This window comes from Pseudomonas sp. Z8(2022), from assembly GCF_025837155.1.
Taxonomy (GTDB): Bacteria; Pseudomonadota; Gammaproteobacteria; order Pseudomonadales; family Pseudomonadaceae; genus Aquipseudomonas.
On record NZ_CP107549.1, the window covers coordinates 1,115,922 to 1,136,230 of the forward strand.

Sequence of the window (20,309 nt, forward strand, 5' to 3'; positions counted from 1 at the left end):
CGATGGCAGGCCGGGAGGCTTGTCTTAGGAGCGCAGCATGACCAACAAGATTATCCAGATGCTCGAAGCCGAGCAGATGAACAAAGAAATCCCGACTTTCGCACCGGGCGACACCGTTGTCGTGCAAGTGAAAGTGAAGGAAGGCGACCGTCAGCGTCTGCAGGCTTTCGAAGGCGTCGTGATCGCCAAGCGTAACCGCGGCCTGAACAGCGCCTTCACCGTGCGCAAGATCTCCAGCGGTGTTGGCGTCGAGCGTACCTTCCAGACCTACTCGCCGCTGGTCGACAGCCTGAGCGTCAAGCGTCGCGGTGACGTACGCAAAGCCAAGCTGTACTACCTGCGCGACCTGTCCGGCAAAGCCGCGCGCATCAAGGAAAAGCTGTCCTAAGTTCGGACGCTTCTCTGAAAAAAGCAGCCTACGGGCTGCTTTTTTCGTTTCTGGATCCATTGACCGGTGAGTTTCGCTGCTCGCCGGAATACATCAATTGCGAGTAGTAGTGGCATGAGTCCGAGAGAGCAAGAAATCCAGCGGCGTATCGCGCTGTCGGAAACCCGGGTAACCAAGGCGGTGTTCCCGCCCACCACCAATCACCACAACACCCTGTTCGGCGGCACCGCGCTGGCCTGGATGGACGAGGTGTCTTTCATCGCTGCGACGCGTTTCTGCCGCCTGCCACTGGTGACGGTGTCCAGCGACCGGATCGACTTCAAACATGCGATTCCGGCGGGCTCGATCGTCGAGTTGATCGGTCGGGTGATCAAGGTCGGCAATACCAGTCTCAAGGTAGAGGTCGAGGTATTCGTCGAGGGGTTGTATCAGGAAGGGCGTGAGCGGGCGATCAGCGGCAGTTTCAGCTTCGTTGCCGTCGACGATCAGCAAAGGCCCGTGCCGGTTCTGCCGGGCTTCGCTCAGTAGGCGCCCCGGGACTCAGGCTGGTTTCCTCCCTTCGTATGGAGGTCGGGCGCACTGGTGCGTCGGCCGCCAGCTGTGGAACACTTGCCGCTCGTTCTGTTGAAGGCCAGCCGATGTCTGCTCTGTCTCATCCCCTTATCGAGCGTTTTCTTGAGGCGCTGTGGCTGGAAAAGGGGTTGTCCGCCCACACGCAGGCTGCCTATCGCAGTGATCTGGAGCACTTCAATGCCTGGCTCGACGCGCGCGGTCTGGCTCTGCAGCACATCGGTCGTGATGCCATTCTCGATCATCTAGCCTGGCGTCTCGAGCAGGGGTATCAGGCGCGCTCCACGGCGCGCTTTCTCTCCGGCCTGCGCGGTTTCTACCGTTTCCTGCTGCGGGAAACGCTGATTGGTGAAGACCCGACGCTGCAGGTCGAGCTGCCGCAGATCGGTCGCCCTTTGCCCAAGTCGTTATCCGAGGCGGATGTCGAGGCGCTGCTGCAGGCGCCGGATCTGGATGACCCGATTGGCCTGCGTGATCGCGCCATGCTCGAGGTGCTCTACGCCTGCGGCTTGCGCGTCAGCGAGCTGGTCGGTCTGACGCTGGAGCAGGTCAATCTGCGCCAGGGAGTGTTGCGGGTGTTCGGCAAGGGCAGCAAGGAGCGCCTGGTGCCTTTGGGTGAGGAGGCTATCGCCTGGATCGAGCGCTACATGCGTGAGGCCCGCCCGTTGTTGCTGGGCGGCAAACCCAGCGACGTGCTGTTTCCCAGCCTGCGCGGTGAGCAGATGACCCGGCAGACCTTCTGGCACCGCATCAAGCACCAGGCGCAGGTTGCCGGTATCAGCAAGACGCTGTCACCACATACGTTGCGCCATGCCTTTGCCACTCATCTGCTCAATCACGGCGCCGACCTGCGTGTGGTGCAGATGCTGCTGGGGCACAGCGATTTGTCCACAACGCAGATCTACACCCATATCGCACGCGCCCGGCTGCAGGAGTTGCATGCCAGGCACCACCCGCGAGGCTGAGAGCGCCGCCCGGTCGCTGAAGCACTGTCTGTCAGGCCATCTGTGGTAGGCTGTGCGGATATTTGTGTGACCGTCCATCGACAGGAGTATTCATGTCCCTGAGTCGTATTTCCCTTGCGCTGGCACTCGTGCTGGGCAGTGGCGTTACCCTGGCCGACGACCCCGATCAGGCGATTCGCCAGACTCTGAAGTCGCTCGACGCCAGCCTGCCGATCGAGGCCATCGCCGAAAGTCCGATGAGCGGTATTTATCAGGTGCAACTGGAAGGCGGTCGTCAGCTCTATACCAGCGCCGATGGTCAGTTCCTGATTCAGGGCTATCTGTTTCAGGTCAAGGATGGCAAGGCCGTCAACCTGACCGAGATCGAAGAAAGCCGTGCCGTGGCCAAGCAGATCAACGCCATCCCGGCCAAGGAAATGGTGGTATTCGCGCCGAAGGCGCCGAAGACCCATATCACCGTGTTCACCGACACCGACTGTGGCTACTGCCAGAAGCTGCACAGCGAAGTGCCCGAGCTCAATCGTCTGGGCGTCGAAGTGCGTTATGTCGCCTTTCCGCGTCAGGGGCTGAACAGCCCGGCGGCCAAGGAGCTGGTCAGCGTCTGGTGCGCCAAGGATCAGCAGGAAGCGATGAACCGCGCCAAGACCCGCCAGAGCGTCGCCGAGGCAACCTGTGACAATCCGGTGGCCAAGCAGTACCAGCTTGGTCAGATGATCGGGGTCAACGGCACGCCGGCCATCGTTCTGGCCAACGGCAAGATGATTCCGGGTTACCAGCCAGCGCCGCAGCTGGCCAAGATTGCGCTGGAGTCTAACGACTGACGGTGGATTGACTAACAAACAGCCGCTTCGTAAGGTGCGGCTCTTTATCTGCGGCCGGGGCATGCTCCGGCCGTTTCGTGCAGTGCTGATGGGGAATTGAGTGTGAAGCCGGTCAAAGTGGGCATCTGTGGTTTGGGCACCGTCGGTGGCGGTACTTTGAATGTACTCAAACGCAATGCCGAGGAGATTACTCGGCGCGCCGGTCGCGGCATCGAGATTGCCCAGATTGCCATTCGTTCGCCCAAGCCTCAGTACGACACCACCGGCATTGCCATGACCAGCGATGTCTTCGAACTGGTCAACAACCCCGAGATCGACATCGTCATCGAGCTGATCGGCGGCTACACCCTGGCCAAGGAACTGGTACTCAAGGCCATCGACAACGGCAAGCACGTGGTTACCGCCAACAAGGCGCTGATCGCCGTGCATGGCAACGAGATCTTCGCCCGTGCCCGCGAGAAGGGCGTGATCGTCGCCTTCGAAGCGGCGGTTGCCGGCGGCATCCCGGTCATCAAGGCGATCCGCGAAGGTCTGGCGGCCAACCGCATCAACTGGCTGGCCGGCATCATCAACGGCACCGGCAACTTCATCCTCAGCGAGATGCGCGAGAAGGGCCGGGCCTTCGGGGACGTGCTCAAGGAAGCCCAGGCACTTGGCTACGCCGAAGCCGATCCGACCTTCGATGTCGAAGGTATCGACGCCGCCCACAAGCTGACCATCCTGGCATCCATCGCCTTCGGCATCCCGCTGCAGTTCGACAAGGCCTACACCGAAGGCATCACCCAGCTGACCACCGCCGATGTGAACTACGCCGAGGCGCTGGGTTATCGCATCAAGCACTTGGGCGTTGCCCGTCGTACCGAAGCCGGTATCGAGCTGCGCGTACACCCGACGCTGATTCCGTCCGACCGCCTGATCGCCAACGTCAATGGCGTGATGAACGCGGTAATGGTCAATGGCGACGCCGTTGGCAGCACCCTCTACTACGGCGCCGGTGCCGGCATGGAGCCGACCGCCTCGGCGGTGGTGGCCGACCTGGTGGACGTGGTGCGTGCACTGACCACCGACCCGACCAATCGCGTGCCGCACCTGGCCTTCCAGCCGGATTCGCTGTCCGATCACCCGATCCTGCCGATCGAGCAGTGCGAGAGCGCCTACTATCTGCGTATCCAGGCCAAGGATCACCCTGGCGTGCTGGCGCAGGTGGCGAGCATCCTCTCCGAGCGCGGCATCAACATCGAGTCGATCATGCAGAAGGAAGCCGAGGAGCAGGACGGTCTGGTGCCGATGATCCTGGTGACTCACCGCGTGGTCGAGGCGCGTATCATCGAGGCCATTGCCGCCATGGAAGCGCTGGATGGCGTCACCTCGCCGGTGATCCGCCTGCGTGTCGAGCAGCTCAACTAATCCCGTGTCCACCCGCAGGCTCCTGCCTGTGGGGGCAGCAGAACGAAGGTTTATCCCATGCGCTATATCAGTACCCGCGGCCAGGCGCCGGCCCTGAATTTCGAAGACGTACTGCTGGCTGGTCTGGCCAGTGATGGCGGCCTCTACGTGCCGGAGAATCTGCCGCGCTTTACCGTCGAGGAGATCGCCTCCTGGGCGGGGCTGCCCTATCACGAGCTGGCCTTCCGGGTGATGCGACCGTTCGTCGCCGGCAGCATTCCCGACGCCGACTTCAAGAAGATCCTAGAGGACACCTACGGGGTATTCGCCCACAACGCCGTGGCCCCGCTACGTCAGCTCAACGGCAACGAATGGGTGCTGGAGCTGTTCCACGGCCCGACCCTGGCATTCAAGGACTTCGCCCTGCAGCTGCTCGGCCGTCTGCTCGATCACGTGCTGGCCAAGCGCGGCGAGCGTGTGGTGATCATGGGGGCGACTTCCGGTGACACCGGCTCGGCGGCCATCGAAGGCTGCAAGGCCTGCGACAACGTCGACATCTTCATCATGCACCCGCACAACCGCGTGTCCGAGGTGCAGCGCCGGCAGATGACCACCATTCTCGGCGACAACATCCACAACATCGCCATCGAGGGCAACTTCGACGACTGCCAGGAGATGGTCAAGGCCAGCTTTGCTGATCAGGGCTTCCTCAAGGGCACTCGCCTGGTGGCGGTCAACTCGATCAACTGGGCGCGGATCATGGCCCAGATCGTCTACTACTTCCACGCCGCCCTGCAGCTGGGCGCGCCGGCGCGTTCGATAGCCTTCTCGGTTCCGACCGGCAACTTCGGCGACATCTTCGCCGGCTACCTGGCGCGCAACATGGGCCTGCCGGTCAGCCAACTGATCGTCGCCACCAACCGTAACGACATCCTGCACCGCTTCATGAGCGGCAACCAGTACGTCAAGGAAACCCTACACCCGACGCTGTCGCCGTCCATGGACATCATGGTGTCCTCGAACTTCGAGCGCCTGCTGTTCGACCTGCACGGCCGCAACGGCGCCGCCATCGCCGGTCTGATGGATACGTTCAAGCAGGGCGGCGGCTTCAGCGTCGAGGAAGACCGCTGGACCGAAGCGCGCAAGCTGTTCGATTCGCTGGCGGTGAACGACGAGCAGACCTGCGAGACCATCGCCGAGGTGTACAAGGAGTGCGGCGAACTGCTCGACCCGCACACCGCCATTGGCGTACGCGCTGCCCGCGAATGCCGCCGTAGCCTGGCCACGCCGATGGTCGTACTCGGCACCGCGCATCCGGTCAAGTTCCCGGAGGCGGTGGAGAAGGCCGGCATCGACGCGGTACCGGCACTGCCGCCGCACCTGAGTGATCTGTTCCGGCGCGAGGAGCGTTGCACCGTGCTGGCCAACGATCTGACGGTCGTGCAGCAGTTCGTTGCCGCTCACGGCAATCGCGGCAAGCCGCTCTAAGCGCAAAGCCCTGAAGAAAAAGCCGGCCTCTCAGGCCGGCTTTTTTATGCGTGCTACGAAGCGCTCGGCGAAGCGTTCGGCCAGGGCGGTGATGGTCAGGCTGGGATTGACGCCGACGTTGGCCGGGATGGCGCTGGCGTCGACCACATACAGGCCGGGGTGGCCGAATACCTGATGATCGACATCGATCACCCCGTCGGCGGGCGTTGCCGCCATGACTGCCCCGCCCAGCGGGTGAGCGGTGACCGACAGGTTGCCGAGGCTTTCCGGCAAAACGTTCATGGCGATGCCGTTGCTGACCTTGGCAAAGGCGCGGGCGGCGGCGTTGGCCTGCGGCAGGTAGGACGGTGCGCGCCGGCCGACGCTGACCGCCGACTGCAGGCTTTGGCGGCCGCCACGCAGCCAGTTGCGGGCGAAGGTCAGGCGCAACTGGTTGTCGGCCTGCTGCATCACCGTCAGTACCGAGACGCGCCGGTGCCAGTGGCGGGTGCGCCAGGCCAGGCTGCTGCCGAGCGGATGGCGCAGGATATGGCCGAGCACACGCAGGGCGCGGCTCAGCGGGCGGCTGCCGTCGATCAGCGGGCCCATGTAGAAGCGCATGAAGGCGTAACTGGCAGGAAAGCGGTTCTGCGTGATGTGGGTGCGCGGATCCGTATGGAAGTGGCTGGAAATCGTCGTGCCGTCGGTCAGGTCGATGTCCGGATCATGGCTGAGGATGCTGACGATGGCTTCGCTGTTGGTGCGCACATGTTCGCCCAGAGCGCGGGAGACGGCGGGCAGGGTGCGGAAGCGGTCGCGGGAATTGAAAAGGATTTCCAGGGTGCCGATCACGCCGGCGCTGAGGATGACCCGACGTGCGCTCAGTGGCGCCTGCGGCTGCTTCTGCCAGGGATGCCGGCGATGCAGGCGGTAGCCGCCGGCCCAGGGCTCGATATGGCTGACCCGGGTTTCGGCCAGCACCTCGGCGCCGGCCTGCCTGGCCAGGTGCAGGTAGTTGGTCTGCAGGCTGTTCTTCGCTCCGTGCGGGCAGCCGGTGATGCACTGGCCGCAGCGCGTGCAGCCGCTGCGCAGTGGCCCCCGGCCGTTGAAGAACGGGTCGTGCGGTGGCAGCGCCGGGTCGCCGAAATAGATGCCCTGCGGCACGCTGGAATAACTGTCGGCTGCGCCAAGGTGGGCAGCGGTCTGTTCCAGCCAGTGATCCTGCAGGCTGCGGTAGGGGTTCTCGGCGAGTCCCAGCATCTGCTCTGCGCGGGTGTAGTGGGGCGCCAGTTCGGTCTGCCAGTCCGGGCTCAGGTGGGCCCAGGCGTGATCCTGGTAGAAGGTCGCGCCGGGCTTGAGCAGTACGGCGGCATAGACCAGGCTGCCGCCACCGACGCCGATGCCGCGCACCACGCCGACGTGGCGGAACACGTCCTGTGCCAGCGGGCCGGTGAGTTTCAGCGAAGGTGCCCAGAGCAGGTGGCGGGTGGACTGGCCGCTGCGGGCGAAGTCCTTCGGCTGGTAATCCCGGCCCTGTTCGAGTACTGCCACCCTGAGCCCGGCCTCGCTCAGGCGCAGTGCGCTGACGCTGCCGCCAAAGCCGGAGCCGACAATGATCACGTCGTAATCAAACACCTGGCTCATGGTCACGGCTCAGCAGAAAGGGGAAGGCCAGGCGATTGAGCAGCGGCAGCTCGATGACGGTCATGCCCAGCAGGGTGTCGTCGTCGAGCTGGCGCAGCTCGTCACGCAACCAACGCCAGGGAATCGGGCCGGTGCTGCCGTAGCTCAGGTCTACCCCGGGTTTACCGTCGACCAGTGACGGCCGCTCGTTGCTGTGCATGGTGAATTTCTCCACCAGCTGTTCGCGGCGGCGCAGCACGTTGGTGGCGGTGAACGGGTCGATGAAACGCTTGCCCTGCCACCCTGGCAGGCCGCCCAGTGCGACGCTCGGTCCGGCGCCGAAACGTAGCCAGGCCGGGCCGATGAAGCGAGCGCGGTAGAACCCCTTGCGTGCTGTGGTGGGGGCGGGTGGTAACTCGCTGAAGACCTGGCGTAGTGTTTTCAGGGATGTGTAATCAAGCTTCGCTTGGGGCATCGGCGGGCATCCTGCACGGTGGCCGGTTTGGCTGTGATCAGCATGCCGAGCGAACGGGGCGTCGCCTAGCGCCTTGGCATGATCACCCTGCTAAATGGCTCCATGGCTGCGCAGTTCGCTGATCTGTCGGGCTTGGCGGTGCTCGCCTGTCTCAGGCTGCGGCGACCAGCGCCACCAGCGCCATCGTGATGATCAGCATCAGCCATATCAGAGCATTCATGCGGCTGGCGCGGATGGCCCCGGCACCGCGCAGAAACCTCGGTGGGTCGCTTTCCAGGTACTTGTCGATGCGGCGTTCGGCCTCCTGTTGGTCGGCTGCCAGGTATTCGCTCAGCAGGTCGATGGCTGCCTGGCGTTGGCCGGCATGCAGAAGGTGGCGGACTGCGGGTGGAAGTTCGTTCATGGCGCTGCCTGTCTCGGGGTGGCGGGTTGGGGTCATAACTGCGACCCGGTTAGCGCTTTTTCTTGTGCGCGTCGCAAGCGTCTGCGGTTTAATTCGACACCTCACGAATGGAAGTGTTTGCTCTAATCATGGATGAGCCCGAGTGCCTGCCTCTTTTCCCTCCTTTCTCTCTTCTCTTCGGCTTTTTGCGCCGCGGATGACCTCTTCGCGCTGATCTGACGAACGGCATCACATTTATCACATGTAATTACTTTACGACTTACATGTGAGGGTCTAGGCTGCGATTCATGGAAAGCAAATCATCAGCCCATTACCAGCGTCTTTATCGCCAGCGCCTGCGCGAGCAGGGGTTGGTAAAGAAGGAAGTCTGGATCTTGCCCGAGCACGCCCCCTTGTTGGTCGCGTTCGAGCGCAAACTGCGCCAGCCACAGTCGCTGCTGGCTTCGATGGAGAAGGAGGAGGGTATGAACATGCCTCAAGTTTGGACCGCTCAGGCGCTGCACGAGGCGCTGGCGGCAACGGAACTGTTCCAAAGCGGCCAGGCCAGTATCGAGCTGATTCAGGGCGCCGACGCCAGCCTGCACATCACCATGCGCGAATATGGCGATCTGCCGTTGTTCATCGCCGTGTTCGGCGAGCAGATCATCGTCGAAGCACTGCTCTGGCCCGCCAGCGACGTGCGTGATGCTGCGGCCTTCAACGAGGAAGTGCTGCGCACCCACAAGCTGTTCCCGCTGTCCTCCATCGGCCTGGAGAAGACGGTCGACGGGCGCGACTGCTACACCATGTTCGGCGCCCTGAGTTCCTACTCGAGCCTGTCTGACGTGGTATTCGAGATCGAGCTGCTGGCGGACAACGTGATCAAGGCCACCGAAGCCTACGAAGGCTTCCTCAAGTCTGACGCCTGAAAGGAGATAGGACGATGAATGTCTGGAGTAAGCTGCTGACGGCGCTGCGTGGCGGTGCCAATGAAATGGGCGAGGCGGTGGTCGACAGTCAGGCCCTGCGTATTCTCGACCAGGAAATCCGCGATGCCGATCTTGAACTGCGCAAATCCAAGGAAGCGCTGGCCGAGATCATGGCCAAGCACAAGCTGGCCAGCGACAAGGTGAGCAAGAGCGCGGCGAGCATTGCCGAGTACGAGCAGTACGCGCTCAAGGCGCTGGAGGCCGGCAACGAAACGCTGGCCAGGGAAGTGGCCGAGAAGATCGCCAACCTGGAGATCGAACAGGCCGGCGAGCGCGAGCAGGCCGAAGGTTTTGCCGCCAGCGTGGCGCAACTGCGCAAGGCCGTTACCCAGGCCGAAGGCAACATCAAGCGCCTCAAGCAGCAGGTGGATACGGTCAAGGCCACCGAGAGCGTACAGAAGGCGCAGATGGCCGTGGCCCAGCGCTACGGCGGCTCCCAGGCCAAGCTGCAGACGGCGGTGGAGTCGCTCGAGCGCATCAAGCAGAAGCAGGCCGAGCGGGCGGCGAAGATGGAAGCCTCGGCGGAACTGGCCGCTACCAGCGCGCCGGACGATTCGCTGGAGACCAAGCTGCGTGCGGCTGGCATCAAGGCCGACAATGCCAGTGCCGACAGCGTGCTGGCACGCCTGAAGGACAAATCCAAGGCTTGATCCTGGTGAAAGACACGGGGCGTTCGCGCCCCGCTTCCCTGATTCGGGAAAGGAAAAAATGGAACTCTTCCTGCAGACTTCGCTGTCATTCCCCACTGCCATCTACAGCTTCCTGCTGTGCGTGGCGGTCATCTACTGGCTGGTAGTAGCCGCCGGCCTGCTCGAGGTCGATCTGCTCGATATCGAGGCCGATTCGGTGATGGAAGGCAGCGGCCAGACCGAGGGCCTTGCCGGCCTGCTCTACAAGCTCAAGCTCGACGGCGTGCCGGTCACTCTGGTGCTCACGCTGCTGTTCTTCTTCGGCTGGTTCATTTGCTACTTCATCGAGCTGTGGCTGCTACGTCATCTGCCGCTGGGCATTCTGCGTTACCCGTTGGGACTGGTGGTCATCGCCGGCGCCTTCGTTGTGGCAGCGCCATTGTGCGCGGCGATCTGCCGCCCGCTGCGGCCGCTGTTTCACAAGGTCGAGGCCATCAGCAGCAAATCGGTGCTGGGCCAGGTGGCGGTGGTGCGCAGCGGTCGCGTCACTGCCAGTCATGGCGAGGCGGTGCTGGAAGATGGTGGTGCCGGTCTGATACTGCGCGTTCGCGCCGACGAGGCGTTGGGTTTCAAGCGTGGCGACCGTGTGGTGCTGCTCGAGTACCTGGCCGCCGAACATGCCTATCGCGTCATCACCGAAGAAGAATTTCGAGGCGTCTAGCCCGCCACCCATATGTAACAGAGGGCAGGCAGGTCATGCCGCACCTGCCTGCACAATTAGCAAAGGAGTGAAGCAGTAATGGAAAACCTCATCCCCTTCATTGTTGGGGCAGGGCTGGTCGTCCTCTTCGTGATCGCCCTGATCGCCTTGTTCAAGGCCTTCTACATCAAGGTTCCGCAGGGCACCGCGCTGATCGTCAACGACATGAGCTCGACGCCCAAGGTGCACTTCACCGGCTCCCTGGTGTACCCGGTGATCCACCTCAAGGAGTTCATGAAGATCTCCCTGATCACCCTGGAAGTCGATCGCCGCGGCAAGGACGGTCTGATCTGCCGTGACAACCTCCGTGCCGACATTACTGTGGCCTTCTACCTGCGCGTCAACGAGACCCAGGAAGACGTGCTCAAGGTGGCCAAGGCCATTGGCGTGGATCGCGCCTCCGACCGCGCTGCGGTCAACGAGCTGTTCAACGCCAAGTTCTCCGAGGCGCTGAAGACCGTCGGCAAGCAGTTCGACTTCGTCCAGCTGTTCGAGAACCGTCAGGACTTTCGTGATCGCATCGTCGAGGTGATCGGTAACGATCTCAACGGCTACGTGCTGGAAGACGTGGCCATCGACTATCTGGAGCAGACCTCCAAGGTATCGCTGGACCCGAGCAACATCCTCGACGCCGAAGGTATCCGCAAGATCACCGAGCTGACCGCTGCGCAGAACGTCATCACCAACGAACTGGAGCGCAACGAAGAGCTGGCGATCAAGAAGAAGAACGTCGAGACCCGCGAGGCCACCCTGGCTCTTGAACGCCAGCAGGCCGATGCCGAGGCTCGGCAGAAACGTGAGATCGAGACCATTCGCGCCCGTGAGGAAGCAGAAACCCTCAAGGTGCGCGAGGAAGAGCGCCTGAAGGCCGAGCAGGCGCGTATCCAGACCCAGCAGGAACTGGATATTCGGGCCGAGAACCACCAGCGCGAAGTGGAAGTGGCGCAACAGAACCGTCAGCGTGCCGTGGTCATCGAAATTGAGAAGGTCACTCGTGCCAAGGATCTGGAAGTGGTCGCCCGCGAGCGTGAGGTCGAGCTGCAGCGCATCGAGAAGGAAAAGGCGCTGGAAGAAGAGCGCAAGAACATCGCCGGGGTGATCCGCGAGCGCGTGGCGGTCGAGAAGACCGTGGCCCAGGAAGAAGAACGCATCAAGGAAGTACGCGAAGTCTCCGAGGCCGAGCGTCTCAAGCAGGTCGCCGTACTCAACGCTCAGGCCGAAGCCGAGCAGGAGCTGGTGCGCCAGGTCAAGCAGGCTGAAGCCGACGAGGTGCGCTCCAAGCACAAGGCCATCGAGATCAACACCCTGGCTCAGGCCGAATTGGAATCGGCGGCCAAGAGCGCCGAAGCCAAGAAGAAGCTGGCTGAAGGGATCGAAGCCGAGCGCGCTGCGCCGGGCCTGGCCGACGCGAAGGTGCGCGAAGTCACTGCTGCGGCAAAAGAGAAGGAAGGCCTGGCCGAAGCCCGCGTGGAGGCCGAGCGTCTGATCGCCGAAGCCAAGGGCGAGCAGGAAAAAGGTCTGGCGGAAGCGCGTGTGCTGGAAGCCCAGGCGGCCGCCAAGGAGAAAGACGGCCTGGCCGAAGCCAAGGTGCTGGAAGAGAAACTCAGCGCCCAGGCGCGTGGCGAAGAACAACTGGGTCTGGCCAAGGCCAAGGCGACCAAGGAGCAGGGTTCTGCCGAAGCCGCGATTCTGTTCGAGCGCCTGAGCGCCGAAGCCGAAGGCCTGGGCAAGAAGTTCGGTGCTCTGGATTCGCTCAGCGATGCGGCGCGTGCTCACGAAGAGTTCCGCATGCAGCTGGAGAAGAGCTTCGAGGAGGCCATGGCTGCCATCGCGGCAAACAAGGACATCGCCAAGGATCAGGCCGAGGTGCTGGCCGCGGCCATGGCCAAGGCGAAGATCGAGATCGTCGGTGGCGAGGGCGACTTCTTCAACTCCTTTGCCAAGTCGCTGTCGGTGGGCAAGGCCATCGAAGGTGTGGTCGGCAAGAGCCCGGTGGTGCAGGACGTGCTGTCGCGACTGTTGGCCGGCAAGGCGGCTGCAGCTCAGCCGGTCGCACCGAGCGCAGGCCCGGAGCAGGCCTGAGCACCTTGCCTGTAGGGTGGGCTTCAGCCCACCACTACCCATTGTGGGTGGGGCTCCAGCTGCGACAACCGTTGCCCGAGCCCCGGCGCATGGCCACCTAATTCGATCAATCAGGGAAATATGTGATGTCAGAGCCACGAGACTATCTGGAGATGACCTTCCGCTCGATCCAGTGCTTCAGCAACGATGGTCGTCTGGATGCGCAGGAGCTCAAGAGTCTGCTGGAGATCGCCGAGCGTGACGGCGTGATCGACGACAACGAAGTACGGGTGCTGCGCAAGATCATTGCCCAGGTTCGACCTGAAGAGATCGACGCGGCGCTGCGCGACAAGATTGCCATCGTCGAGAAGAAGATCGGCGCCTGACTTGCCGGATGGGTTCGCCCATCTGCCGCACGCCAGATTGCTGCGGCCCGATCTTCGCCGCGCAAGCGCCACCCGCATTCCCAGTCCCCTTACCTGGCTGAACAGGCGAGGGGGCTCGATGCCGAATATCCAGGAAGAACACGATGTCGGACGCACAAACACAGGACGTATTGGACCGGGCCGTTGCCGAAGGGGGCGCCTACGAGGTGCTGCACAAGCGCCTGCAGGAGCAGGGCCAGCGCCTGCGCGGACTGACCGAAGCACTCAATGGCCAGCGTCTGGCCGAGTTCGGCAGCAGTCAGATGGAAGCCATCGGCCGGGTACGCATCCGCACCGAAAACAACTGCATCGCCCGCGATATCGTCCAGGTCGGTGAGTGCCTGCTGTTCGGCTACAACGTGTTCATCGGCCTGAAGAAGGAAACCCACGTCGCCGACGTGTTCTCCCTCTATCGTCTGGTCGAGGGTGTCGAAGGCTTCGAGGCCGAGCCGGTGCCGCTGGAGGGCAGTTTCCTGTCCCAGGCCAGTTTCGTCGCCGATTTCAACGAGCTGTACACCTACTACAAGAACACCCGCCTGCTACAGCTGGCCATTCGCGACGGCAAGCTGCTGGCGAGTTTCCAGATTGGTGAGCGGATCACCGATATCCGTGTGTTCCGCTGGTCGATCTCCACGGACGGCAAGGACGTCCGCTACATCGACAACCGCGGCGAACGCGATATCGCGCTGCCGGCGCCGTTCGACTTCGAATGGCAGAAGACTTCCCGCGAGATGGTGGTCGCCGGCCGCCATCCGCACATGAACATTCTCGATACCCTGTTCGTCGAGACCATCGGTGGCGATCTGACCATCAAGGTCGAGAACAACACCGAGGACGGTCTGGGCATCTACCGCGAAACGGTGGTGGACAAGACCCAGTCGCTCGACGATGCGCAGATCGAATATGCCCGTCTGGGCAGCCTGATCCTGCTGAAGATCCTGCCGTACCGCGAGGAGCAGTGGCGCTACCTGGTGTTCAACAGCCTGACCAACCAGGTCGAACGCATCGACGCCATCGGCCTGGCCTGCGTACAGCTGCCGGAAGACCACGGCATCATCTTCCCCGGCGGTTACTACCTGCAGAGCGGCGAGTACAAGACCTTCGAGCAGCCCATGGGCGGCATGCGCTTCAAGCGCTCGGTGCGCTCACCCAACGGCGAGGACGTGTTGTACATCTTCTACCATCCAGAAGAAGGCCGTTCGGCGCTGTTCACCTACAACATGATCAACCGCCAGCTGCACAACCCGATCTTCGGCCACGGCTATGCGCGCCTGGAAGACGGGCGCATGGTTATCTTTTCCGCCGAGGGCAGCGAGCCGACCCGCATCCACCCGATGCAGATCTGGCAGACGCCGTTCGAGAGCGAGGACTACGCCGCCCGCCAGCCGGCGCGCAGCGGTTTCTTCGGGCGTATCGGCAACGCCGAGCTGGTGCGTGGCGTATCCGACCTGCTCAACCTCAGCCGCGAGATCGACAGCCGCGAAGTGTCGGTGGCGCGCTACACCCAGCTGTGCCAGAACACCCGCCGTCTGTTCGATGTCTACCACTGGCTGGGCGACGCCCAGTGCGCCGAGCTGGCGCCGCTGCTGCGTGAGATTGCCGCCACTGGCGAATTGGTGCTCGACGAATTCGAGAAGGTCGAGAGCATCCGCCAGCAGTCCGCCCGGGCCATGGCCGAGGCCGAGACGCGACAGAAGAGCCTGCTCTCCGGCCTGCTGGTGGATAGCTGGGACGAGGTGCAGCACTTCGTCGAAGCGCTCAATGGCATCAATGCCCAACGCGGCCAGTTGCTGACCATCCGCGACTACCGCTACATCGACGTGGCGCGTATCGATGCCATGGAGGCCGAACTGCTGGAAGCGCAGGAGCGCGTGGCCACTGCCACTTCCGCCTTCCTCGCCAGCGACGCCGCGCTGCAGCCCTACGTACAGCGTCTGAGCGAACTGGATGGCCTGGCGCAGAAGGCCGAAAGCGTCACCCAACTTAACGAGCCGCTGGCCGAGATGCAGGCCATGGCCGGTAACCTGGACATGCTCTCCAGCCTGATGGCCTCGCTGAAGATCGACGACGCCACCCAGCGCACCGCCATCGTCGAGTCGATTTCCGAGGTCTACGCCCACCTCAACCAGGCCAAGGCGCGTGCCGAGCAGCGGCGCAAGGGCCTGGGCTCGGCCGAGACGGTGGCGCAGTTCGGCGCCCAGTTCAAACTGTTCAGCCAGGGCATCACGAACGCCCTGGCGCTGGCGCAGGACCCGGAGAAGTGCGACGAACAGTTGTCGCGCCTGCTGGTGCAGCTCGAAGAGCTGGAAAGCCAGTTCGGTGATCACGAGGAGTTCCTCAGCGACATCCTCGGCAAGCGCGAAGAGCTGCTGGAGACCTTCGAGTCGCACAAGCAGAGCCTGCTCGACGACCGCCAGCGCCGTGCCCAGGGCGTGCTCGATGCCGCCCGGCGCATCCTCGACAGCCTGGGCCGGCGCACTGCGCGCCTGACCCAGATGGAAGAGCTCAATGCCTTCTTCGCCGCCGATCCGCTGATCCTCAAGTTGCGCGAGATGGCCGAGCGCCTGCGCGAGCTCAAGGACAGCGTCAAGGCCGATGATGTCGAGGCGCGCCTGAAGGCCGCCCGCGACCAGGCGGTGCGCGCCCTGCGCGACAAGAGCGAGCTGTTCGAGGAGGGCGGCAACGTCATCAAGCTCGGCCCGCGCCATCGCTTCAGCGTCAATACCCAGGAACTCGACCTGACCCTGATGCCACGTGGTGATCAGCTCTATCTGCACCTGACCGGCACCGATTTCCTCGAACCGCTGCATGACGAGACGCTGGACGGCCTGCGCGATTACTGGCAGGTGTCGCTGGAGTCCGAGTCGCCTGCGCTGTACCGCGCCGAATACCTCGCCGGCCTGGTGCTCGACGCCGCCGTGGCCGGCCGTGAAGGCCTGAGCCTGGATCTGCTCAAGACCCACCTGGCGCAGCCGGAAACCCTGACTCGCCTGATCCGCGACTTCGCCGCGCCGCGCTACAAGGATGCCTACGAGAAGGGCATCCATGACCACGACGCCGCGCTGATCCTCGCCCAATTGCTGCCGCTTCGCGAAAGCGCCGGGCTGCTGCGTTACGCGCCGGCGGCGCGGGGCTTTGCCGCGCTGTTCTGGAACCGCTGGGGGCAGGACATCGAGGCCGAGCTGTGGCCGGAGCGGGCGCGCAGCAGCCTGCACCTGCGCCAATTGTTCGGCAGCGAGGATGGCGTGCAGCGCCTGCGCGAAGAGATCGACGCGGCCATGCAGCGCTTCCTCGCTCAGCACCCGTTGCCAGTGGACGCGGCGCAGCGCCAGGCGGCAGCGGCCTATCTGGTCGAGGAACTGGCGGCCAAGCCCATCGAGTTCAGCTTCAGCAAGTATGCCCGGCAACTGCTCGACACCCTGCAGCAGCGCATGCAGGCCAGCCATGTCTGGGACGACTACCGCGCCGCGCTGGACAACCTGCGTGGCCGCCCGGTGCAGCGCTGGTCGCTGGCGCAGACCTGGTTCGACGGCCTGTGCGCGCAGGACGCCAGCATGGCCGAGCTGGCCGACTACGTGCCCGAAGCGATCGCCGTCAGCCTGCTGGATGACGAATTCCCGCGGCGTTTCACCGAGGTCGATCTGCGTTTCACCGTCAGCGGCCTGCTCGGCGATCATCCGCGTGTGCAGGACGGCACGCTGCTGCTGGCCATAGACGACTACTTCGCGCGCCTGCAGCAGCACCTGGATCACTTCGTGCCGCAACTGCAGCGCTACCAGGCGCTGCGCCAGGAAGTCATCAACCGCGAGCGCGATGCACTGCGTCTGAGCGAATTCAAGCCACGGCCGCTGTCGTCCTTCGTGCGCAACAAGCTGATCAACGACGTGTACCTGGGCTTTATCGGCGACAACCTGGCCAAGCAGATGGGCACCGCCGGCGAGAACAAGCGCACCGACCTGATGGGCCTGCTGATGCTGATTTCGCCGCCCGGCTACGGCAAGACCACATTGATGGAGTACGTGGCGCACCGTCTCGGCCTGATCTTCATGAAGATCAACGGTCCGGCCCTCGGTCACGAGGTGCGCTCGGTGGACCCGGCGCAGGCCCCGGACGCCACCTCGCGTCAGGAGCTGGAAAAGCTCAACCTGGCGCTGGAAATGGGCAACAACGTGATGCTCTATGTCGACGACATCCAGCACACCCATCCCGAATTCCTGCAGAAGTTCATCTCGCTGTGCGACGGCACGCGGCGTATCGAAGGCGTGTGGAAGGGCAAGACCAAGACCTACGACATGCGCGGCAAGAAGTTCTGCGTGGTGATGAGCGGCAACCCGTACACCGAGTCCGGCGACGTGTTCAAGATTCCCGACATGCTCGCCAACCGCGCCGACATCTACAACCTCGGCGACACCCTGGGCGGCATGCAGGAGGCTTTCGCGCTGAGCTACATCGAGAACAGCCTGACCTCCAACCCGGTGCTGGCGCCGCTGGCCACCCGCGACATGGCGGACGTCTACCGTTTCGTCGCCAAGGCCGAGGGCAAGCCGTTCTCCGCCAACGAGCTGAGCCATACCTACAGCGCCGCCGAGATCAACGAGATCACCGCCACCCTGCAGCGCCTGATGCAGGTGCGTGACGTGGTCGGTCGGGTCAACCAGCAGTACATCGTCAGCGCCGCGCAGGCCGACAGCTACCGCACCGAGCCGCCGTTCAAGCTGCAGGGCAGCTACCGCAACATGAACAAGATGGCGGAGAAGATCAGCTCGGTGATGAACGATGCCGAGCTGCTGCAACTGATCGCCGACCACTACCAGGGTGAGTCGCAGCTGCTCACCACTGGCGCCGAGGAGAACCTGCTCAAGCTCGCCGAATTGCGCGGCAACATGACGCCCGAGCAGGCCGAGCGCTGGGCGCAGATCAAGCGCGACTTCATGCGCAACAAGGCCATGGGCGGGAGCGATACGGATGTTGGCGGGCGTGTGGTGGCGCAGCTCAATGATCTGGTGGAAAGCGTGCGCGGCCTGGGTGCTGGCGGCAAGCCAGCCGGCGCGGCGCCGAGCATTCCCTGGGAACAGTTGCTGGCCGGGCTGGATAACCTGGGCAAGCTGCGCCCGCAGGTGGAGGTGGTTGCGCCGCCACAGCCGGGCACGCAAAAATTGCTCGAAAGCCTGGCCGATAGCCTGGAAAACAGCTTCCTGCCGCTGATCAGGGCGATGGACAAGAAGATCGACATCGATTTGCGTACCCACAATCGCATGCTGGAAATCTCCACGCAACTACGTGATCTCGGCACGCTGCTCGGGCATGAGCAGCGCAGCGATGCCGCGGACGACGAGGCGCCGTGAGGCGAGGCTGGCTAGTCGAGTTGCGCCCGCTGATCGTGATCAGCGGCGCGATGTTGCTGGTGCAACTGGTCAATGGCGCCCTCGGCGGCGCCTTGAACCTATGGGGCCTGGTGCCCCGGCATATCGAGGCGCTGCCCGGCATTTTCCTTGCGCCCTGGCTGCATGGCAGTTGGGCGCATCTGCTCAGCAACCTCAGCGGCCTGCTGGTGCTCGGTAGCCTGGTGCTGCTGCGCTCGCGCCGCGATTTCTTCTTCGCCAGTGCCTTCATCATCATCGGCAGCGGGGTGCTGGTCTGGCTGTTCGGCCGCACCGGCCTGCACGTCGGTGCCAGCGGCTGGCTGTTCGGCTTCTGGGGGCTGTTGCTGGCTCGGGCCTGGTTCGAGCGCAGCCTGCTCGACCTGTTGCTGGCGGTGCTGGTGTTCTTCCTCTACGGCGGCTGGTTCTTCGGCCTGCTGCCGCGTGCCGGCGTTTCCTTCGAATACCACCTGGCTGGCGCCTTCAGCGGCGTGCTATACGCTGCGCTGAGTCGCCGCCGCAATCAATGACGAAAGGGAATTTGCATGGACTTCAACCGCCTCGACCAAACCCTGCGCGACAGCCTCGCCGACCTGCGCCTGAGCAATGAAGAGCGCGACGAACTGCGTGAACTGGGCAACGACCTGAGCCCGGATCAGGTGCGCTTCATGCGCAACCGCGCCTTTGCTCTGGTGCGTGACCTGATCGCCAACCCCGAGGATGCCCTGCCGGCGCTGAAGTGGCTGGAGCAGGTGATCAAGACCCTGGAAGTGCGCTGTTCACCACTGCGCGGTCACAGCAGCGCGCACTTCAGCCCTGGCGAGAGTTGCCGCCAGCGCATCCGCGACCTGTGCCGCCAGGCCCGGGAGTCGGTGGATGTCTGTGTGTTCACCATCTCCGATGACCAGCTCAGCGACGAACTGATCGCCGTGCACCGCCGAGGCCTGGCCGTGCGCATCATCAGCGACAGCGAGAAGCGCTTCGACGTCGGCAGTGACATCCAGCAGCTGATCGATGCCGGCGTACCGCTGCGCATCGACAACAGCCCCTTCCACATGCACCACAAGTTCGCCCTGTTCGACGGCCGCCTGCTGCTCAATGGCAGCTTCAACTGGACCCGCAGTGCCAGCACCAGCAATGAGGAAAACCTGCTGGTGACCGACGACCCGCATCTGGTTGGCGAGTACCAGCGTGAGTTCGACAAGCTCTGGAGCCGTTATGCAAGCAATGAATGACGCATGCTTGCGCCACCTGTCCGGTGAGTATCCGCCTGTGGCGATTGACTGCGGCTGAAGGCTGGAGCGCTGTAACCGGTCCGCTATGGGGGCGCTCGGAACAGGTTCTATGATGAGCCTGCTTCCAGCCAGGCGGAAGCAGCAGAGACAGGCTATTCGAGGTAGACTTGTCGCCCTGTTTTTTCGCCAAGAAGCCCGCCATGGCCCTGCCGTCGACCACCTACAAGATCGAAATGAATCTCACGGACATGGATCGCAGCGTTTATGAAAACCTGCGTTTCACTGTCGCCCGTCACCCGTCCGAGACCGAAGAGCGTCTGGCTGTGAGGTTGATCGCCTACGCGCTGTTTTACGACGAGCTATTGGCCTTTGGTCGCGGTCTGTCGGATGTGGACGAGCCGGCACTGTGGCAGAAGAGCCTTGATGATCGGGTTCTACACTGGATCGAGGTGGGCCAGCCGGACAGCGAGCGCATCACCTGGTGCAGTCGCCGCGCCGAGCGCTTCAGCCTGGTGGCTTACGGCAATCTGCGGGTCTGGCAGGGAAAATGCCTCGAGCCGGTACGCAACCTGAAAAACATCAACGTGGTGGCTCTGGGGCAGGAGGCGTTGACCGATCTGGCGCAAGATCTGCCTCGCTCGCTGTCCTGGAGCGTGATGATCAGCGATGGCGAACTGTTCGTCACCGACGAGCGTGGACAGCACGAGATTCCGCTGGAGTGGCTGGTCGGCGAACGCTGAAGCCGGGCTACGGTTCGGTTCCCTCTCCCCTTG

At 63.4% G+C, this 20,309-nt stretch carries 18 protein-coding genes; 15 read left to right on the plus strand and 3 right to left on the minus strand.

All coding sequences use genetic code 11. The features are described from left to right. Positions 1 to 37: 37 nt before the first annotated feature. From rplS to thrC, 6 genes are all read left to right on the plus strand, one after another. Positions 38 to 388: a 50S ribosomal protein L19 gene (gene rplS, locus OEG79_RS05330; RefSeq protein ID WP_003246155.1), complete on the plus strand. Its 351-nt coding sequence runs from the start codon at positions 38 to 40 to the stop codon at positions 386 to 388. Positions 389 to 502: 114 nt separating this feature from the next. Beyond that, the gene (locus tag OEG79_RS05335; RefSeq protein WP_264147764.1) at positions 503 to 916 is read left to right on the plus strand and encodes an acyl-CoA thioesterase; all 414 of its coding nucleotides are present in this window, start codon (positions 503 to 505) and stop codon (positions 914 to 916) included. Positions 917 to 1,026: 110 nt separating this feature from the next. Further along, a complete protein-coding gene (xerD, locus tag OEG79_RS05340) occupies positions 1,027 to 1,923 on the plus strand; it encodes a site-specific tyrosine recombinase XerD (RefSeq protein ID WP_264147765.1) in 897 nt (298 codons plus the stop codon). A 92-nt stretch (positions 1,924 to 2,015) separates the two neighbouring features. After that, on the plus strand, positions 2,016 to 2,744 hold the full coding sequence (dsbC, locus tag OEG79_RS05345) for a bifunctional protein-disulfide isomerase/oxidoreductase DsbC (protein ID WP_264147766.1): 729 nt from the start codon (positions 2,016 to 2,018) through the stop codon (positions 2,742 to 2,744). A 102-nt stretch (positions 2,745 to 2,846) separates the two neighbouring features. Then, positions 2,847 to 4,151, plus strand: coding sequence for a homoserine dehydrogenase (locus OEG79_RS05350; protein ID WP_264147767.1), 1,305 nt, complete (start codon positions 2,847 to 2,849; stop codon positions 4,149 to 4,151). Between the two features lie 57 nt (positions 4,152 to 4,208). Next, positions 4,209 to 5,618 (plus strand): threonine synthase, encoded by a 1,410-nt coding sequence (gene thrC / locus OEG79_RS05355; RefSeq protein ID WP_264147768.1) that lies wholly within the window; start codon positions 4,209 to 4,211, stop codon positions 5,616 to 5,618. A gap of 30 nt (positions 5,619 to 5,648) precedes the next feature. Here the strand turns inward: thrC and OEG79_RS05360 are convergent, their stop codons facing one another. From OEG79_RS05360 to OEG79_RS05370, 3 genes are all read right to left on the minus strand, one after another. Then, positions 5,649 to 7,241, minus strand: a complete 1,593-nt coding sequence (locus tag OEG79_RS05360) for a GMC oxidoreductase (protein ID WP_264147769.1) — start codon at positions 7,239 to 7,241, stop codon at positions 5,649 to 5,651. Further along, complete coding sequence (locus OEG79_RS05365; protein WP_264147770.1) at positions 7,225 to 7,695, minus strand: hypothetical protein; 471 nt, start codon at positions 7,693 to 7,695, stop codon at positions 7,225 to 7,227. Before OEG79_RS05365 ends, OEG79_RS05360 begins: the two co-directional genes overlap by 17 nt. A gap of 151 nt (positions 7,696 to 7,846) precedes the next feature. Beyond that, the gene (locus OEG79_RS05370) at positions 7,847 to 8,098 is read right to left on the minus strand and encodes a hypothetical protein (protein ID WP_264147771.1); all 252 of its coding nucleotides are present in this window, start codon (positions 8,096 to 8,098) and stop codon (positions 7,847 to 7,849) included. Positions 8,099 to 8,385: 287 nt separating this feature from the next. Here OEG79_RS05370 and OEG79_RS05375 point away from each other — a divergent pair, with 287 nt between their 5' ends. From OEG79_RS05375 to OEG79_RS05415, 9 genes are all read left to right on the plus strand, one after another. After that, positions 8,386 to 9,006 (plus strand): YjfI family protein, encoded by a 621-nt coding sequence (locus OEG79_RS05375; protein ID WP_264147772.1) that lies wholly within the window; start codon positions 8,386 to 8,388, stop codon positions 9,004 to 9,006. A gap of 14 nt (positions 9,007 to 9,020) precedes the next feature. Further along, a complete protein-coding gene (locus OEG79_RS05380) occupies positions 9,021 to 9,716 on the plus strand; it encodes a PspA/IM30 family protein (protein WP_264147773.1) in 696 nt (231 codons plus the stop codon). 58 nt (positions 9,717 to 9,774) lie between these two features. Next, a complete protein-coding gene (locus tag OEG79_RS05385; RefSeq protein ID WP_264147774.1) occupies positions 9,775 to 10,416 on the plus strand; it encodes a YqiJ family protein in 642 nt (213 codons plus the stop codon). Positions 10,417 to 10,494: 78 nt separating this feature from the next. Continuing rightward, entirely contained in the window at positions 10,495 to 12,537 is a 2,043-nt protein-coding gene (locus tag OEG79_RS05390) for a flotillin family protein (protein WP_264147775.1), read from the plus strand. A 125-nt stretch (positions 12,538 to 12,662) separates the two neighbouring features. Beyond that, positions 12,663 to 12,902 (plus strand): hypothetical protein, encoded by a 240-nt coding sequence (locus OEG79_RS05395; protein ID WP_041979694.1) that lies wholly within the window; start codon positions 12,663 to 12,665, stop codon positions 12,900 to 12,902. Positions 12,903 to 13,045: 143 nt separating this feature from the next. Then, entirely contained in the window at positions 13,046 to 18,286 is a 5,241-nt protein-coding gene (locus tag OEG79_RS05400; protein WP_264147776.1) for a DNA repair ATPase, read from the plus strand. Then, complete coding sequence (locus OEG79_RS05405) at positions 18,283 to 18,831, plus strand: rhomboid family intramembrane serine protease (protein WP_264147777.1); 549 nt, start codon at positions 18,283 to 18,285, stop codon at positions 18,829 to 18,831. The genes OEG79_RS05400 and OEG79_RS05405 overlap by 4 nt, the downstream gene beginning before the upstream one ends. Before the next feature lie 15 nt (positions 18,832 to 18,846). Continuing rightward, positions 18,847 to 19,536, plus strand: a complete 690-nt coding sequence (locus OEG79_RS05410; protein WP_264147778.1) for a phospholipase D-like domain-containing protein — start codon at positions 18,847 to 18,849, stop codon at positions 19,534 to 19,536. 200 nt (positions 19,537 to 19,736) lie between these two features. Beyond that, positions 19,737 to 20,276: a YaeQ family protein gene (locus OEG79_RS05415; protein WP_220802330.1), complete on the plus strand. Its 540-nt coding sequence runs from the start codon at positions 19,737 to 19,739 to the stop codon at positions 20,274 to 20,276. Positions 20,277 to 20,309: the final 33 nt, after the last annotated feature.

Excerpts from the sequence above, each read along its gene's own strand:
- rplS (WP_003246155.1), top strand. The coding sequence starts at position 38 with ATGACCAACAAGATTATCCAGATGCTCGAAGCCGAGCAGATGAACAAA.
- OEG79_RS05335 (WP_264147764.1), top strand. The coding sequence starts at position 503 with ATGAGTCCGAGAGAGCAAGAAATCCAGCGGCGTATCGCGCTGTCGGAA.
- xerD (WP_264147765.1), top strand. The coding sequence starts at position 1,027 with ATGTCTGCTCTGTCTCATCCCCTTATCGAGCGTTTTCTTGAGGCGCTG.
- dsbC (WP_264147766.1), top strand. The coding sequence starts at position 2,016 with ATGTCCCTGAGTCGTATTTCCCTTGCGCTGGCACTCGTGCTGGGCAGT.
- thrC (WP_264147768.1), top strand. The coding sequence starts at position 4,209 with ATGCGCTATATCAGTACCCGCGGCCAGGCGCCGGCCCTGAATTTCGAA.
- OEG79_RS05360 (WP_264147769.1), bottom strand. The coding sequence starts at position 7,241 with ATGAGCCAGGTGTTTGATTACGACGTGATCATTGTCGGCTCCGGCTTT.
- OEG79_RS05365 (WP_264147770.1), bottom strand. The coding sequence starts at position 7,695 with ATGCCCCAAGCGAAGCTTGATTACACATCCCTGAAAACACTACGCCAG.
- OEG79_RS05370 (WP_264147771.1), bottom strand. The coding sequence starts at position 8,098 with ATGAACGAACTTCCACCCGCAGTCCGCCACCTTCTGCATGCCGGCCAA.
- OEG79_RS05375 (WP_264147772.1), top strand. The coding sequence starts at position 8,386 with ATGGAAAGCAAATCATCAGCCCATTACCAGCGTCTTTATCGCCAGCGC.
- OEG79_RS05380 (WP_264147773.1), top strand. The coding sequence starts at position 9,021 with ATGAATGTCTGGAGTAAGCTGCTGACGGCGCTGCGTGGCGGTGCCAAT.
- OEG79_RS05385 (WP_264147774.1), top strand. The coding sequence starts at position 9,775 with ATGGAACTCTTCCTGCAGACTTCGCTGTCATTCCCCACTGCCATCTAC.
- OEG79_RS05390 (WP_264147775.1), top strand. The coding sequence starts at position 10,495 with ATGGAAAACCTCATCCCCTTCATTGTTGGGGCAGGGCTGGTCGTCCTC.
- OEG79_RS05395 (WP_041979694.1), top strand. The coding sequence starts at position 12,663 with ATGTCAGAGCCACGAGACTATCTGGAGATGACCTTCCGCTCGATCCAG.
- OEG79_RS05400 (WP_264147776.1), top strand. The coding sequence starts at position 13,046 with ATGTCGGACGCACAAACACAGGACGTATTGGACCGGGCCGTTGCCGAA.
- OEG79_RS05410 (WP_264147778.1), top strand. The coding sequence starts at position 18,847 with ATGGACTTCAACCGCCTCGACCAAACCCTGCGCGACAGCCTCGCCGAC.
- OEG79_RS05415 (WP_220802330.1), top strand. The coding sequence starts at position 19,737 with ATGGCCCTGCCGTCGACCACCTACAAGATCGAAATGAATCTCACGGAC.